Below are 14,794 nucleotides of genomic sequence, written 5' to 3'. Positions count from 1 at the left end.
CTTATTGATTCGCTGTTCAATATTTACATGGGTCTTCGCCGTAGTCATTACGGCCTTCTGTGCCTTTCAACAAGCCACACTCAATCAGAATCCATAAGCCACACACTAATGCCGCGACGGTTGCCGCCATATGAATTGGCGATACAGGCTCTGTGGTAGTCGCAGCCATTGGCGAAGCTAAACGACCCAGTACTAGCGGCACATTTAGCAATAGCCAGTAATTCGACTTATTGCGGTCGTGCCAGCGCTTAGCGGTGACCGCAAGATCTGGGATCACAAGCATCAATAGGAAGATTGGTAGCAGGATATACGAATAAGCAGGGAACAACACAGAGATACCAGAAGCAAAACCAGTAATCGCTATGTAGTAGAAAATATTCCAAATCCAGTAAGTCTTACGACCAATTCTCCCCTTGAAAGAGAGCAGTAAATCTTTCATCGACATCTTAAATACTCAAATTTATACGCCGCTAAAAGTCAGCAGCAATGGTTAGTTTATTACTTTTTGAAAACAACTTTTATCCATATCACGAATATTCACCGTTAAGCTTCTTACATGACTCGCTTGCTCTTGCAGGATCTGCATTAACGATCGTGACAATTCTCGCTTTTGCTCTTCCGTTCGTCCCGAAAGTAACTCAAAGCTGATATGAATAAAGTCTACACTATCTTCCTCATCACCGACCAACCAATTATGGCAACGCAGTGAACGAGACTTCACTGATGGCACATCAAACAAGCCACATGTGAGAGCGACTTGGTGGAGATCTTCCAGTAAGCCTTGGATATTCACTCGCTCATCCACTGAATTGGAGTACTCTAGAACTAGATTCGGCATTGTTACTTCCTGTTGTTAACGCAATCGTTTGTCCCTTAATAACAACTAACGATGAAAAATCCGAGAAGTTAGCTATTATTCTGTCTGCCGGATCACTGATATATGCTCAAAATCTACTCTGACCATTGAGTAAGATCCAAGAAAGTCATGACCACAGTCATGATCTGTTGATATTAATCTGTTATATTATTTCGTAATAAAGTTTACTTTTTTACATTCGATTTATTTAAATACTTTGGAGATATTCCTATGCGTCATCCTGTAGTTATGGGTAACTGGAAACTAAACGGCAGCAAAGAAATGGTTGTTAATCTACTAAACGGTCTTAACGCTGAACTTGAAGGCGTAACAGGCGTAGACGTAGCAGTTGCTCCACCAGCACTTTTCGTTGATCTAGCAGAGCGTACGCTTACTGAAGCGGGCAGCGCGATCATCCTAGGTGCTCAAAACTCTGACCTAAACAACAGCGGTGCATTCACTGGCGACATGTCTCCAGCAATGCTTAAAGAGTTCGGCGCATCTCACATCATCATCGGTCACTCTGAGCGTCGTGAATACCACAACGAATCAGATGAGTTCGTAGCTAAGAAATTCGCATTCCTAAAAGAGAACGGCCTAACTCCAGTTCTTTGTATCGGTGAATCTGAAGCACAAAACGAAGCAGGCGAAACTGTTGCAGTATGTGCTCGTCAACTTGACGCTGTTATCAACACTCAAGGTGTTGAAGCTCTTGAAGGCGCTATCATCGCTTACGAACCAATCTGGGCTATCGGTACTGGTAAAGCAGCTACAGCTGAAGATGCACAACGCATCCACGCTCAAATCCGTGCACACATCGCAGAGAAATCTGAAGAAGTTGCTAAGAAAGTTGTTATCCAATACGGCGGTTCTGTTAAGCCAGAAAACGCAGCAGCTTACTTCGCACAACCAGACATCGACGGTGCTCTAGTTGGCGGCGCAGCGCTAGACGCGAAAAGCTTCGCAGCTATCGCTAAAGCAGCAGCTGAAGCAAAAGCTTAATTTAAACGTCACCGTTTAGATTAGATGAAAGGTCAACTTAGGTTGGCCTTTTTTGTTGCCTGTCATTCCAGAAACCTCAAACGGCAGGCACAAAAAAACCGCTGAACAATCAGCGGTTTTTAAATTCTTTAAGCGAACGCTAGGCGTGGCTTAGAACAACTCTTCTGCAACGCGGAACAGCTCAGAACGGTCTGGGTTCTGCATGTTCTCGATACAGTCGATGATGTCGTGGTGAACAAGTTCTTCTTTCTCGATACCAACACAACGACCACCGTGACCTTCTTGAAGAAGGTGAACAGCGTAGTTACCCATGCGAGAAGCCAGTACACGGTCAAATGCAGTAGGACGACCACCACGTTGGATGTGACCAAGAACCGTTGCACGAGTTTCACGACCAGTTGAAGATTCGATCTCTTTAGCCAGTTCGTTCGCATCCATCATTAGCTCAGTTAGAGCGATGATTGCGTGCTTCTTACCTTTAGCAATACCATCTTGGATGTTGCTGATAAGCTGTTCTTTATCTAGGCCAGTCTCTGGAGTAATGATGTACTCACAACCACCCGCGATTGCTGACATAAGCGTAAGGTCACCACAGTGACGGCCCATGATTTCAACAATAGAAATACGTTGGTGAGAAGAAGACGTGTCACGTAGACGGTCAATTGAATCAATAACAGTGTTAAGCGCTGTTAGGTAGCCGATTGTGTAGTCAGTACCCGCGATATCGTTATCGATTGTGCCTGGAAGACCGATACATGGGTAACCCATTTCAGTCAGTTTTTTAGCACCCATGTAAGAACCGTCACCACCGATAACAACAAGTGCTTCGATGCCGTGCTTCTTAAGGTTCTCAATGCCTTTCTCACGAACAGCAACGTCTTTGAACTCAGGGAAACGTGCAGAACCTAAGAAAGTACCACCACGGTTGATCACGTCAGATACGCTTGAACGGTCAAGCTTTTCGATACGGTCTTCAACAAGGCCTTGGTAGCCGTCGTAAATGCCGTAAACTTCAATGCCAACTGATAACGCAGTACGAACAACGCCGCGAACTGCTGCGTTCATACCTGGAGCGTCACCACCACTGGTCAAAACACCGATCTTCTTAATCATGCTCACCCTCGATTTTTGGGAATCTATTATTCAATTCTTGTACTTGCTGATTGTATATCAACAAGATTTTAAATCTGTATTTGTGCTTATGTTACATTTCCTCAAAGGGAATAGCACTTAAATCGCGTAAATTTATGTAACATTTCTACTTCTGTAAGAGTATTACAGTTTTACTCAGTAACTTTGTTGATTCACATCAGAATCAACATTAATTGTTACTAAGGTGTTTTTTGAATCACGAAAGAGTTAGTAATTTTTACTCACTTTAGTTCAAAAGCCACCCACTTACCATTTGCCAGCTAATTTTTAGCACGCATTACCACGAGTGGAATTTCTGCTGCTTCTCTGGTCCAAATACGACCGAATACGGGTCTTGGTGAATTAATACATCAGCATCAGGGAACACCGAGATAAGCTTAGCTTCTACTTCGTCTGAAATGCGATGCGCTTCAATAAGTGGGATATTATCTTCTAATTCTAGATGCAGTTGAATGAAGCGAATTGGCCCCGAACGACGCGTTCGTAATTGATGCACACCTAACACGCCTTCCACGCTCAATGATGTCTCTTTTATCTGCTTTAGTTCTTCATCAGGCAGCTTATGATCAAGCAGAGATTGAACCGCTTCCATCGCCATTTGATAAGCGCTGTACAGAATGTAGATACCAATACCGACCGCAAATACAGAATCCGCTTGGCCAAGCCCAAACCAACTCAATGCCAGTGCTAGCATAATCGCGGCGTTCATATAAAGGTCTGATTGATAGTGCAATGAATCGGCTGCAATAGCTTGGCTACCCGTTTTGTTGACCACATGTTTTTGGAAGCGAACCAGACCAAAGGTCATCACTATCGCGAACAGGCTGACGTAGATACCAATTTCTGGAGAGTTCAGTTCATGAGGTCGGAAGAAGCGCTCAATACCATTGAGAATAAGGAAACATGCTGAGCCTGAAATAAACATCGCTTGCGCTAATGCAGCAAGGGATTCGGCCTTACCATGACCAAAGGTGTGCTCTTTGTCGGCAGGCTGCAGAGAGTAGCGAACCACGATAAGGTTAACGACAGAGGCTGCGATATCAAGCATGGAGTCCACGACGGAAGCCAACAGACTCACAGAACCTGTCACCCACCACGCTGCGACTTTCACTATCAATAAAATAGTGGCGATGGTTGTGGCTGCCCAAGCGGCGAGCGTAACTAAACGTGCGTATTCTTGTTTCATAACTTGGCTATAAAGTGACTGATAGCACAAAGTATAACCTGCAAACAACCAATTGAATATGACAGCCATGATGTAAAACATTCATTTTTAAGGATCAAAAAAAGCGGCACACGGCCGCTTCTTTCTAAACACTTTCATGCAACGCTGATTTCTCAAGCAATGAATTACTTGTCTTTGTTCATGCGTTTTTCCATTTTGTCAGCACACTTAATCATACGCTCTTGTTGGATTTCTTTCAGTTGAGTCTTTTGCTCAGGTGTTAGTACGCTCATCATTTGATGTTGTTTCTTAAGCATTGCTACGCGACGCTCAGTTTGCTTCTCAACCATTTGGCTTGCTAGGTCGTTTGCTGCTGCTTCATCGAAGTTGTCAGCCAGTACCAATGCTTGAACTTTCTCTTGATGCGCTTTCATTTTCGCCATCTTGTCAGCTTTATTGCCTGAGTGTTTTTCTTTCATCTCAGCGCGGTTCGCTTCACGCATCTCTTTTAGTTCTGCTTTTTGAGCATCAGTCAGGTCTAGCTGACGCATCACTTTCTTATCGAAGCCGCCACATTTACCGTGCATGCCTTTGTGGTCGCCTTTATCACCACCACCGTAAGCATATGCGCTTGCTGTACCAAAAATAAGTGGAAGTGCCGCAGCTGCTAGTACAAGTTTCTTAGTCATTTTCATAATTGTTGCCTCAATTCGGTATAATAAGTCATGTGTTGCGTCTGTTTCTCAGCGCTTGAATATAGATTAGTCTTTCCCTCGTAAAGTGGCGTTTAGAAAGCGTAAAGAATCGTAAAGAGTGAAAGTTGACGAATAATTAGCAGTATTATTAACCTGTAAATAGCAGATAACCGATTAAGGCTTCCCAATGGCGAACATTCTTCTTATTGATGACGACACCGAGTTAACCAGCTTACTCAAAGACATTCTGAGCTTTGAGGGCTTCACTGTTTCCGAAGCCAATGATGGCTATGCGGGACTTGACGCTATCAATGATGAGATTGACCTGATTCTTTTGGATGTGATGATGCCGCGTCTTAATGGCATGGAGACACTAAAGAAACTGAGAGAAAATTGGGAAACGCCCGTGCTGATGCTGACCGCAAAAGGCGAAGAGATCGACCGTGTAATTGGTCTTGAACTTGGCGCAGACGATTATCTACCTAAGCCTTTCAGTGACAGAGAGTTGTTAGCGCGTATTCGTGCCATTTTGCGTCGGACTCAAACCACCACTGCACCTAAAGCGGCCAGTGACAAGGTTCAATATCAAGACATCGAAGTCTTCCCTGGTAAACAAGAAGCCTACTGCAATGGTCAGCTCATCGACCTCACCACAACCGAGTTCGCACTACTGAGTCACCTTATCCAAAATCCAGGACAAGTGATCACCAAAGAAGCATTGAGCCTAGATGTGTTAGGTAAAAGGCTTGCGGCGTTTGACCGCGCAATTGATATGCACATCTCCAATCTGCGTAAAAAGATTCCTGAGCGCAGCGACGGCAAATCTCGCATCAAAACCTTACGAGGCCGTGGTTACTTGTTGGTAGAGGAAGATTAATGCGTATCCCTAAAATCACCAGCTTATATGGACGTATCTTTGCTATCTTTTGGTTCACCATGTTACTGGTGCTTTTGTCGGTGCTGTCACTTCCCCATTTAGATCCACGTGTAGCACGTGATGTGCCCGCGGATCATCTCAATAAATTAGAGCGTATCGCTAAATTCACAGAGAAACGCTACGCCAAAGAACCGAATCTGGGCAAAATTGTGTTCCAACTTGAGGCACCACGTAGCCGCAAGGATTCTCGCGCCCGCATCTACTTAACCGACCTTGAAGGAGCTGTCCTTACCTCTAAGAGACATTCAGACTACAAGTTGAAGGCAATTCGAAACTTTGTGACCTCAATTGAGAACCCTGAAGTGCCGAAGCAGAAGCTATACGGGCACTACATGGTGGCTGGGCCTGTGCCTATTACGCTTGCCGGTGAAGAGTTGCTGATGTACGCAGGAGTGAAATGGAATCAACCACCGCCATTCTTGTTACGCCTGTTTGATAAACCTCTGCAGCTTTTGCTTGCCGTGATGTTAGCCAGTACCCCGCTATTATTATGGTTAGCTTGGGCATTGAGCCAACCTGCTCGCAGGCTCGAACGCGCAGCCCAGCGCGTAGCGAAAGGTCAATTTGAAGTCGATCCAACACTTGAAAAAGGCACTTCAGAGTTTAGACAAGCAGGTGAAAGCTTTAACCAGATGGTAGAAGCTGTGAACCAAATGATTTCGGGGCAACAGCGACTGCTCTCTGATATATCACACGAGCTCCGCTCCCCACTGACACGTCTTCGTATGGCCAATGCACTAGCGATTCGTAAACAAGGCGAGAGCCAAGAGTTAGAACGCATTGACACCGAAGCACAACGTTTGGAACAGATGATCAGTGAGCTACTGACGCTATCTCGTATGCAGGTCGACAGCCACATTACTCGTGAGGTTCAACCTATCTCGAGCCTGTGGGAAGAGATCTTGAAAGACGCACAGTTTGAAGCCGAGCAGATGGGTAAACAGCTGACGTTCTCGGAGATCCCCGAGCGTTCTATTTCGGGTAACCCTAAGCTACTGATGAGCGCGCTAGACAATATTACGCGTAACGCCATCTACTACGGCAAAGACCAAGTCGATGTGCAGTTCCACGTGGTGCAAGATCAGCTAACAATTTGCGTCAATGATAATGGTGATGGTGTACCTGATGATGAATTAGATTCTATCTTCAGACCTTTCTATCGCGTTTCAACTGCCCGTGATCGCAATACCGGAGGTACTGGGCTTGGGTTAACCATTACTGAGAGTGCGATTCGCCAACACAGCGGCACCATCACGGCAAGCCGAAGCCAGTTAGGTGGATTACAACTCGAAATCACCCTACCTATCTTACCGGTGTAATACCCCCACAAAGATCGCAGTTGATAATGATTGTTATTATCATTATGGTAAATCCTCTAATTAAGGAGGATTTACCATGTCTCACATTTTCCCTGAACTGCCCTACGCTTACGATGCCCTAGAACCTTACATTGATGCTAAAACGATGGAAGTGCATTACAGTAAACACCATAGAACCTACTACGATAAGTTTGTTGCGGCGGTGTCTGGCAGCGAACTAGAACAGCAATCTCTGACCGAGATATTCGCAAACATCTCACAGCACAGCCCGGCAGTTCGCAACAATGGTGGCGGCTACTACAATCACATCTTGTATTGGAACTGCATGTCGCAAGACGGCGGTGGAGAACCGACAGGCGAACTTGGTGATGCTATCAAGAGCGCATTCGGAGATTTCGAGACGTTCCAAGAACAGTTCGCTCAAGCGGCAATCAATACCTTTGGTTCAGGCTTTGCGTGGTTAGTAGTAGAACAAGGACAACTGAAAATCATCTCAACCTCGAACCAAGACAATCCGTGGATGGATACCGTTGCCAGTGATGGCGAACCAATTCTTGCGCTCGATGTTTGGGAACACGCCTACTACATCAGCTACCAAAACCGTCGCCCAGATTACATCAACGCATGGTGGAACGTGGTGAATTGGAATGCCGTATCTGAAAACTACGCGCAAGCACTAGCGAACCAAGCTTAAGCGAATGGTGACGGTGGCGAACTGTACTCACTCAGCTTGCCACCGTATACTCGGGCTATCTTTGATTATTCTTGTGAACCAACATGTTTGATATCGCTCTATACGAACCAGAAATTGCACCCAACACGGGTAACATCATCCGCCTATGTGCTAACTGCGGCGCAAACCTGCATCTTATCGAACCGCTTGGCTTTGATTTTGAAGAGAAGAAGGTTCGTCGTGCTGGCTTGGATTACCACGACCTTGCACGAGTTAAGCGTCACAAGAACCTAGAAGCTTTCCTTGAGTATCTAGAGAATGAACGCGAGGGTGACTTCCGCATCTTCGCTTGCACCACTAAAACGACAGGCCACCACGTTGATGCAAAATTCCAACAAGGTGATGTGTTGATGTTTGGCCCAGAGACTCGCGGCCTGCCTGCTGAATTCATCGAAAGCATGCCAATGGAACAACGCATTCGTATTCCAATGATGCCAGATGCACGCAGCCTGAACCTGTCTAACGCAGTGGCAATCATTGCTTTTGAAGCATGGCGACAAATGGGTTTTGAAGGCGCGGTATAACCGAACGCTCAAACTTATCTGTTATTTGTTATCTGTTATCTGTTATCTGTTATCTGTTATCTGTTATCAACAGTAAAAAGTAAGTAACAGCAGGCGACAGACAATAAAAAAGGCTCTTACCATTATCACTTTCTTGCGAAGGATAAAGGTAAGAGCCTTTTCTGTTTTCCCTCTAAATAAAGAGAGAGAAAAGATTAATTAGTTTAAGCGATTACGATCGTTGTCGTCGTCTTTCTTCTCAAACTCACCTTCAAAGGTGTTGCCGTCTTTTGATTGGTCAGATGGATCGCGATTGAATGGATCTTGTCCAAATGGACTCTGGCCAAAACCAGCTTGTCCACCCGCATGGAAACCGCCAGACATATTGGTCACCACCATTTTTTCCATCATTTTCTTGGCAATCATCGCTCTTGGTGCTGGCAATAATACCAACATACCGAGTGCGTCCGTCATAAAGCCCGGAGTCAGCAGCAATACACCGGCAACTGCAAGCATCACGCCTTCAAGAATCTGTTGTGCTGGCATTTCGCCTTGTTGCAAGCGACCTTGCACAGACATAAGTGTCTGAATGCCTTGGCTACGAACCAGCGATGCACCCACAAATGCAGTGATCAAAACCAACGCAATAGTTGGCCACAACCCTAAGAAGCCACCAACTTGAATAAATAGCCCAATCTCAATGATGGGTACGAAGATAAATAGTAATAATAAGATAGGAAACACACGCCCTCCTTTGTTACTTGCAGTTTACGCTGAAAGCTCTATCAATCTCAAATTTATCCTGTAAATAAGCGTGTTTATTGACCAAGAATAACTTTGCAAAATATTGACTAAACAAAACCGAAAAAGGTGATCCACTTAATATTTTTATGCGCTAAGTACAGTATCATGTGCCACATAAGTCAGGACGGATTTATCAGCCCAATATTCTAGCGAACGGAGTATTTGCACACAGAATAGGCTAATAACTAACTATATAATCAGAATAATTCTCTAAGGATCCTGTTATGGCTACTCAATCAGAAGCTCAAGTTGAAGCTCCTCAAGCTACTCGTCTCGAAGAAGATCTATTAGGTCAACGTCATGTTCCGGCTGATGCTTACTACGGCATCCACACTCTACGCGCAGTTGAAAACTTCAACATCTCAAATGTAACGATCTCAGATGTACCTGAATTCGTTCGCGGTATGGTGATGACTAAGAAAGCGGCGGCTTTAGCAAACAAAGAGTTAGGTGTAATTCCAAGCGAAGTGGCTAAATACATAATCCAAGCTTGTGACCTAATTCTAGACACGGGTAAGTGCATGGATCAGTTCCCATCGGACGTTTTCCAAGGTGGTGCTGGTACTTCTGTAAACATGAACGCAAACGAAGTTATTGCGAACGTGGCTCTTGAACTTATGGGCAAAGAAAAAGGCCAATACGAGTTCATCAACCCGAATGACCACGTAAACCGCAGCCAATCTACAAACTGTGCTTACCCAACTGGCTTCCGTATCTCTGTTTACAACAGCGTTCGTAAACTGATTGATGCGATCGAATACCTAAAAGGTGCATTCGAGCTTAAGAGCCAAGAATTCAACACGATTTTGAAGATGGGTCGTACTCAACTTCAAGACGCAGTTCCAATGACGGTTGGCCAAGAGTTCCACGCTTGGGCTGTAACCATCAATGAAGAAATCAAAAACCTAGAATACACTTCAAAACTACTGCTTGAAGTTAACCTAGGCGCAACGGCTATCGGTACAGGTCTGAACGCAGCACCGGGTTACCAAGGCCTAGCAGTGAAACACCTAGCAGAAGTAACTGGCCTAGAGTGTGTAGCGGCTGAAGATTTAATCGAAGCAACATCTGACTGTGGCGCATACGTAATGACACACGGCGCACTTAAGCGTCTAGCTGTGAAACTGTCTAAAATTTGTAACGATTTGCGTCTGCTTTCTTCTGGCCCACGTACTGGTCTGAACGAGCTAAACCTACCTGAACTGCAAGCAGGTTCTTCAATCATGCCTGCTAAAGTAAACCCAGTTGTGCCAGAAGTAGTAAACCAAGTTTGCTTTAAAGTTCTAGGTAACGACAACACGGTTTCTTTCGCTGCGGAAGGTGGTCAACTGCAACTGAACGTAATGGAACCCGTTATTGCACAAAGCATGTTTGAGTCTCTAGACATCCTAACAAACGCTTGTGTGAACCTACGCGACAAGTGTGTAGACGGCATTACGGTGAACAAAGAAGTATGTGAATCACACGTATTTAACTCTATCGGTATCGTTACTTACCTAAACCCATACATTGGCCACCACGAGGGTGACATTGTTGGTAAGATCTGTGCTGAGACAGGTAAGAGCGTGCGTGATGTGGTTCTAGAGCGCGGTTTATTAACCGAAGAAGAACTTGATGACATTTTCTCTGTTGAAAATTTGATGCATCCTCAGTATAAAGCGAAGCGCTACGAATAAAGTTAGCGAGAAAGGGCTCCAAACGGAGCCCTTTTTTAGGCTCCAATACGGTTAACCATGATTATTTTGTGGATTTCTGTTGGTTGCGCTTTTGCCAAATTGAATCTAAACCATAGAACTATTATGTGAACATTCCAGCGGCGAATGTTCACATAATAAAATCTAAATGAGGTGTTACTTATGATTGCAGTAGAACTGTTTGTCGTCCTGCTCTTTATCTTTTTGGGGGCCAGAATTGGCGGTATCGGTATTGGTTTTGCCGGTGGTGCTGGTGTTATTGCCCTTTCACTTATTCTTGGCGTTCCAACAAGCCAATCTTTCATCCCGATCGACGTAATCTTGATCATCATGTCAGTTATCACCGCAATTGCTGCAATGCAAGTTGCTGGCGGTATGGACTGGTTGGTACAAATTGCAGAAAACTTTTTGCGTAAACACCCTGAACGCATCACCTTTTACGCGCCGATTGTGACCTTTGTAATGACACTGATGGCGGGTACTGGTCACACAGCATTCTCTACGCTTCCTGTTATTGCAGAAGTAGCGAAAGGCCAAGGCGTTCGTCCTTCTCGTCCACTGTCTATCGCAGTTGTCGCTTCTCAAATTGCTATCACCGCTTCGCCAATCTCGGCTGCAGTTGTCGCTTTCGCAGCAATGCTGGCACCATTTGGTGTTGATTACCTAACGCTATTGATGGTTTGTATCCCAACAACCTTCATCGCTTGTATGGTTGGTGCGGTTGTTGCGAACTACATGGGTAGCGAACTGAAAGACGATCCTGTTTACCAAGAACGTCTAGAGAAAGGTCTAATCAAGCTAGCAACAGAAGAGAAACGCGAAATTCTGCCAACGGCGAAGAAAGCAACGTACATCTTCCTAGCAGCAATTGGTTTCGTGGTTTGTTACGCAGCGGCTATCTCTAGCTCTGTTGGCCTAATTGAAAACCCAGCGCTAGGTCGTAACGAAGCGATCATGTCTGTAATGTTGGCAGCAGCAGCGGCTATCGTGATGTTCACTAAGATTGATGCAGCGAAGATTTCTTCAGCGCCAACGTTCCGTTCTGGTATGACGGCATGTGTATGTGTACTTGGTGTGGCTTGGTTAGGTTCAACGTTTGTAAACGCACACGTAGCTGAAATCAAAGACGTTGCTGGTGCTTTACTTGCTGACTACCCTTGGATGCTGGCTCTTGTTCTGTTCTTCGCTTCTATGTTGCTTTACTCTCAAGGCGCAACAACGGTTGCACTGATGCCTGCAGCACTAGCGATTGGCGTAGCACCACTAACAGCCGTTGCTTCTTTTGCTGCGGTAAGTGCTCTGTTCGTACTTCCAACTTACCCTACGCTACTAGCAGCGGTTGAGATGGATGACACAGGCTCAACGCGTATCGGTAACTACGTATTCAACCACCCATTCTTCATTCCAGGTGTGGTAACAATCAGTACTGCGGTAGCTCTAGGCTTCGCATTCGGCGGTCTGTTTATCTAACATTCGCTGGTGATTGAACATTAAAAAGGAAGCTTCGGCTTCCTTTTTTGTTTTCTGCTCAATGTGTTATTTGATACGCATCAAATAACCATTATAAACTTTAAAAACCGCCTAAAAATAAAGTTTGAATAAAATTCCAAGATTATTCACACCAATCATAAACAACACCTACCAAATCAATCTCCTCCCACTTCTAGTTAATCCACAACGAATATTAATCCAAGCTAACTAACCAAAAAACCTAGGCGATTTTCTGCCATTTTCCAGCCCGTTCATTAGCCATTATTTTTGTGAACAGCACCAAACTTAAATACCAAAGTAAGGAATAAAATAACCGCAGCTAAATTAAATCTAACTTCATTTGGATTAGTAAATATAAAAAACAACCTTAATTTAAAGTCAGCAACTTTATATCGTTGAGTGCTTTATAAGTGTCCGTGTATTTACAATCTATAAATCATTAGTCGCTAATTCACATCACTTCTATTTAAGATGATGTAAGGAGATAGCCATGACAACTCAAACGATACCAAGCGAGAAAAAAAAGGGCGGCTTCTTTGCCAACTTTAAATTCCCTTCTGCCTACACCATTCTATTTATTCTGATTGCGTTCGTCGCTCTGCTTACCTGGATTGTTCCAGCAGGCCAATACGACCGTGCAATGAATGAAGAGCTAGGCCGAGAAGTACCCGTAACCGGAACCTATCAAGCGGTAGAAGGTAACCCTCAAGGCGTGATTGATGTACTGCTAGCGCCTATTGACGGCTTCTACGACCACAATAGCTATGAAGCGGCGGCTATCGACGTTTCGCTGTTTATCTTAATCATCGGTGGCTTCTTAGGGCTAGTAACCAAAACGGGTGCCATTGATGCCGGTATCGAGCGCGTCACCGCCCGCTTAGAAGGGCGAGAAGAATTGATGATACCAATACTGATGGCGCTATTTGCCGCAGGTGGTACTGTCTACGGCATGGCGGAAGAATCACTGCCCTTCTATACATTGCTAGTGCCGGTAATGATGGCAGCTCGCTTTGACCCTCTTGTTGCCGCTGCGACCGTACTGCTTGGCGCAGGTATTGGGGTGCTGGGTTCAACGATTAACCCATTCGCAACCGTGATCGCTGCCAACGCCTCTGGTATTCCATTTACAGACGGTATCGTGTTGCGCATTGCTATGTTGATTATTGGTTGGGGTATTTGTGTTGCCTACGTGATGCGTTACGCAAGAATGGTTCAAGCCGATCCAACAACATCAATTGTCTACGACAAATACGAAGAAAACAAAGCACACTTCTTAGGTAATGCGAGCGGCGAAAAACTTGAATTCACCGCGACTCGTAAACTGATTCTGACCATTTTTGGTGGCTCGTTCGCTGTAATGATTTACGGTGTATCCGTTGCTGGATGGTGGATGGCTGAGATCTCAGCGATGTTCTTAGCGGCGACAATCATCGTCGGTATTGTGGCTCGCATGAGCGAAGAAGAGTTTACCACCAGCTTCATTGATGGTGCCCGCGACCTACTTGGCGTTGCGCTTATCATAGGTATTGCACGTGGTATCGTGGTGGTGATGGACCGCGGTATGATCACCGATACTATTCTGTTCTCTGCAGAACAAATGGTAACGGGGCTTTCTTCGGTTATCTTCATTAACGTGATGTTCTTCTTAGAGATTCTACTGTCGTTCTTAGTGCCATCGACCTCTGGCTTAGCGGTACTTACCATGCCAATCATGGCGCCATTGGCTGACTTTGCTGGCGTAGGTCGTGACCTGGTTATCACTGCGTACCAATCAGCATCTGGCTTGGTGAACCTAATCACCCCAACCTCAGCGGTGGTGATGGGTGGCTTGGCGATTGCTCGCGTCCCTTACGTGCGCTGGGTTAAATGGGTGATGCCACTAGTCGGTATCTTGATGGTGTTCTGCATTGTTGTACTGAGTATTGGTGCGCTTATCTAACTACCAGCACTTACTCCTTTCTCATCCAAAGCCGCTTCTCACAGCGGCTTTTTTATTGCAGCCTCTCCCAATGAACCCTCTGCTACTGAAACAGCTCCTCAAAGCCATACACGCGATATTCAAGGTATCTTCTGTTCGTAGTAAAGCTCAGCCAAACCCAAAGCACTCGCAATAGAAGAATCAACCCTACTTTTAAATATCCAATTTTCTTGATGAAATAACACTCTATTTTCAACCGTGATGTTTAAACAAATAGTTAGTCACTTATTAGCGTTAATTATATTTAAAGTAATTTATATCCTAATAGATAGACGAGGTTTAATGCCCTTTTTTATCAAAAAACACACTTAAACAGCCGATTTTAAAATGTGATCACAACAGCTTTATTCGCATTTACTTTGTTAATAAATAATTAATTCCACATCCAAAATTAAATATCTAAATAAAAACACTGCATACTTCCAAGCTAAGTACACTCTTATCAATAAAACTATTCTGCATATA

General features: G+C 44.7%; 14 protein-coding genes. 8 read left to right on the top strand and 6 right to left on the bottom strand.

From position 1 onward, the window contains the following. Nucleotides 1–16: 16 nt before the first annotated feature. Nucleotides 17–445 carry a DUF805 domain-containing protein gene (locus tag HRQ85_RS23150; RefSeq protein WP_048659188.1) on the bottom strand — a complete coding sequence of 143 codons (429 nt, stop codon included), beginning with the start codon at nt 443–445 and terminating at the stop codon, nt 17–19. A gap of 45 nt (nt 446–490) precedes the next feature. After that, complete coding sequence (locus HRQ85_RS23145; protein WP_017061157.1) at nt 491–838, bottom strand: 5-carboxymethyl-2-hydroxymuconate Delta-isomerase; 348 nt, start codon at nt 836–838, stop codon at nt 491–493. A 249-nt stretch (nt 839–1,087) separates the two neighbouring features. Here HRQ85_RS23145 and tpiA point away from each other — a divergent pair, with 249 nt between their 5' ends. Further along, nucleotides 1,088–1,858 (top strand): triose-phosphate isomerase, encoded by a 771-nt coding sequence (gene tpiA, locus HRQ85_RS23140; RefSeq protein ID WP_172380686.1) that lies wholly within the window; start codon nt 1,088–1,090, stop codon nt 1,856–1,858. Nucleotides 1,859–2,008: 150 nt separating this feature from the next. Here the strand turns inward: tpiA and pfkA are convergent, their stop codons facing one another. From pfkA to HRQ85_RS23125, 3 genes are all read right to left on the bottom strand, one after another. After that, nucleotides 2,009–2,971: a 6-phosphofructokinase gene (gene pfkA, locus HRQ85_RS23135; RefSeq protein WP_017061160.1), complete on the bottom strand. Its 963-nt coding sequence runs from the start codon at nt 2,969–2,971 to the stop codon at nt 2,009–2,011. Between the two features lie 316 nt (nt 2,972–3,287). After that, complete coding sequence (gene fieF, locus HRQ85_RS23130) at nt 3,288–4,196, bottom strand: CDF family cation-efflux transporter FieF (protein ID WP_048659217.1); 909 nt, start codon at nt 4,194–4,196, stop codon at nt 3,288–3,290. Nucleotides 4,197–4,360: 164 nt separating this feature from the next. Next, complete coding sequence (locus tag HRQ85_RS23125) at nt 4,361–4,870, bottom strand: CpxP family protein (protein WP_172380685.1); 510 nt, start codon at nt 4,868–4,870, stop codon at nt 4,361–4,363. 187 nt (nt 4,871–5,057) lie between these two features. Between HRQ85_RS23125 and HRQ85_RS23120 the strand changes: the two genes are divergently transcribed. The 4 genes from HRQ85_RS23120 to trmL all read left to right on the top strand — a co-directional run bounded on the left by HRQ85_RS23120 (nt 5,058) and on the right by trmL (nt 8,383). Beyond that, entirely contained in the window at nt 5,058–5,747 is a 690-nt protein-coding gene (locus HRQ85_RS23120; protein ID WP_123310820.1) for a response regulator, read from the top strand. After that, on the top strand, nt 5,747–7,126 hold the full coding sequence (gene cpxA / locus HRQ85_RS23115; RefSeq protein ID WP_123285411.1) for an envelope stress sensor histidine kinase CpxA: 1,380 nt from the start codon (nt 5,747–5,749) through the stop codon (nt 7,124–7,126). The genes HRQ85_RS23120 and cpxA overlap by 1 nt, the downstream gene beginning before the upstream one ends. A 76-nt stretch (nt 7,127–7,202) precedes the next feature. Beyond that, the gene (locus HRQ85_RS23110; RefSeq protein WP_172380684.1) at nt 7,203–7,820 is read left to right on the top strand and encodes a superoxide dismutase; all 618 of its coding nucleotides are present in this window, start codon (nt 7,203–7,205) and stop codon (nt 7,818–7,820) included. Nucleotides 7,821–7,903: 83 nt separating this feature from the next. Continuing rightward, complete coding sequence (trmL, locus tag HRQ85_RS23105) at nt 7,904–8,383, top strand: tRNA (uridine(34)/cytosine(34)/5-carboxymethylaminomethyluridine(34)-2'-O)-methyltransferase TrmL (protein WP_009844716.1); 480 nt, start codon at nt 7,904–7,906, stop codon at nt 8,381–8,383. A gap of 198 nt (nt 8,384–8,581) precedes the next feature. Here the strand turns inward: trmL and HRQ85_RS23100 are convergent, their stop codons facing one another. Beyond that, complete coding sequence (locus HRQ85_RS23100; protein ID WP_012604974.1) at nt 8,582–9,106, bottom strand: FxsA family protein; 525 nt, start codon at nt 9,104–9,106, stop codon at nt 8,582–8,584. A 284-nt stretch (nt 9,107–9,390) separates the two neighbouring features. Between HRQ85_RS23100 and aspA the strand changes: the two genes are divergently transcribed. From aspA to HRQ85_RS23085, 3 genes are all read left to right on the top strand, one after another. Then, nucleotides 9,391–10,842 (top strand): aspartate ammonia-lyase, encoded by a 1,452-nt coding sequence (aspA, locus tag HRQ85_RS23095; RefSeq protein ID WP_048612383.1) that lies wholly within the window; start codon nt 9,391–9,393, stop codon nt 10,840–10,842. Nucleotides 10,843–11,022: 180 nt separating this feature from the next. Beyond that, on the top strand, nt 11,023–12,330 hold the full coding sequence (locus tag HRQ85_RS23090; RefSeq protein ID WP_017061168.1) for an anaerobic C4-dicarboxylate transporter: 1,308 nt from the start codon (nt 11,023–11,025) through the stop codon (nt 12,328–12,330). Nucleotides 12,331–12,841: 511 nt separating this feature from the next. Further along, nucleotides 12,842–14,290 carry a YfcC family protein gene (locus HRQ85_RS23085; protein ID WP_017062726.1) on the top strand — a complete coding sequence of 483 codons (1,449 nt, stop codon included), beginning with the start codon at nt 12,842–12,844 and terminating at the stop codon, nt 14,288–14,290. Nucleotides 14,291–14,794 lie beyond the last annotated feature (504 nt).

Origin of the sequence: Vibrio sp. Vb339 (assembly GCF_902751245.1) — a bacterium.
In the GTDB taxonomy this organism is placed as follows: Bacteria; Pseudomonadota; Gammaproteobacteria; order Enterobacterales; family Vibrionaceae; genus Vibrio; species Vibrio coralliirubri.
Note: the sequence above shows the minus strand (reverse complement) of the source record. Positions and strands in the feature narration are given on the sequence as shown.

Excerpts from the sequence above, each read along its gene's own strand:
- HRQ85_RS23085 (WP_017062726.1), top strand. The coding sequence starts at position 12,842 with ATGACAACTCAAACGATACCAAGCGAGAAAAAAAAGGGCGGCTTCTTT.
- HRQ85_RS23145 (WP_017061157.1), bottom strand. The coding sequence starts at position 838 with ATGCCGAATCTAGTTCTAGAGTACTCCAATTCAGTGGATGAGCGAGTG.
- HRQ85_RS23090 (WP_017061168.1), top strand. The coding sequence starts at position 11,023 with ATGATTGCAGTAGAACTGTTTGTCGTCCTGCTCTTTATCTTTTTGGGG.
- fieF (WP_048659217.1), bottom strand. The coding sequence starts at position 4,196 with ATGAAACAAGAATACGCACGTTTAGTTACGCTCGCCGCTTGGGCAGCC.
- HRQ85_RS23120 (WP_123310820.1), top strand. The coding sequence starts at position 5,058 with ATGGCGAACATTCTTCTTATTGATGACGACACCGAGTTAACCAGCTTA.
- cpxA (WP_123285411.1), top strand. The coding sequence starts at position 5,747 with ATGCGTATCCCTAAAATCACCAGCTTATATGGACGTATCTTTGCTATC.
- HRQ85_RS23110 (WP_172380684.1), top strand. The coding sequence starts at position 7,203 with ATGTCTCACATTTTCCCTGAACTGCCCTACGCTTACGATGCCCTAGAA.
- tpiA (WP_172380686.1), top strand. The coding sequence starts at position 1,088 with ATGCGTCATCCTGTAGTTATGGGTAACTGGAAACTAAACGGCAGCAAA.
- aspA (WP_048612383.1), top strand. The coding sequence starts at position 9,391 with ATGGCTACTCAATCAGAAGCTCAAGTTGAAGCTCCTCAAGCTACTCGT.
- HRQ85_RS23125 (WP_172380685.1), bottom strand. The coding sequence starts at position 4,870 with ATGAAAATGACTAAGAAACTTGTACTAGCAGCTGCGGCACTTCCACTT.
- HRQ85_RS23150 (WP_048659188.1), bottom strand. The coding sequence starts at position 445 with ATGTCGATGAAAGATTTACTGCTCTCTTTCAAGGGGAGAATTGGTCGT.
- pfkA (WP_017061160.1), bottom strand. The coding sequence starts at position 2,971 with ATGATTAAGAAGATCGGTGTTTTGACCAGTGGTGGTGACGCTCCAGGT.
- trmL (WP_009844716.1), top strand. The coding sequence starts at position 7,904 with ATGTTTGATATCGCTCTATACGAACCAGAAATTGCACCCAACACGGGT.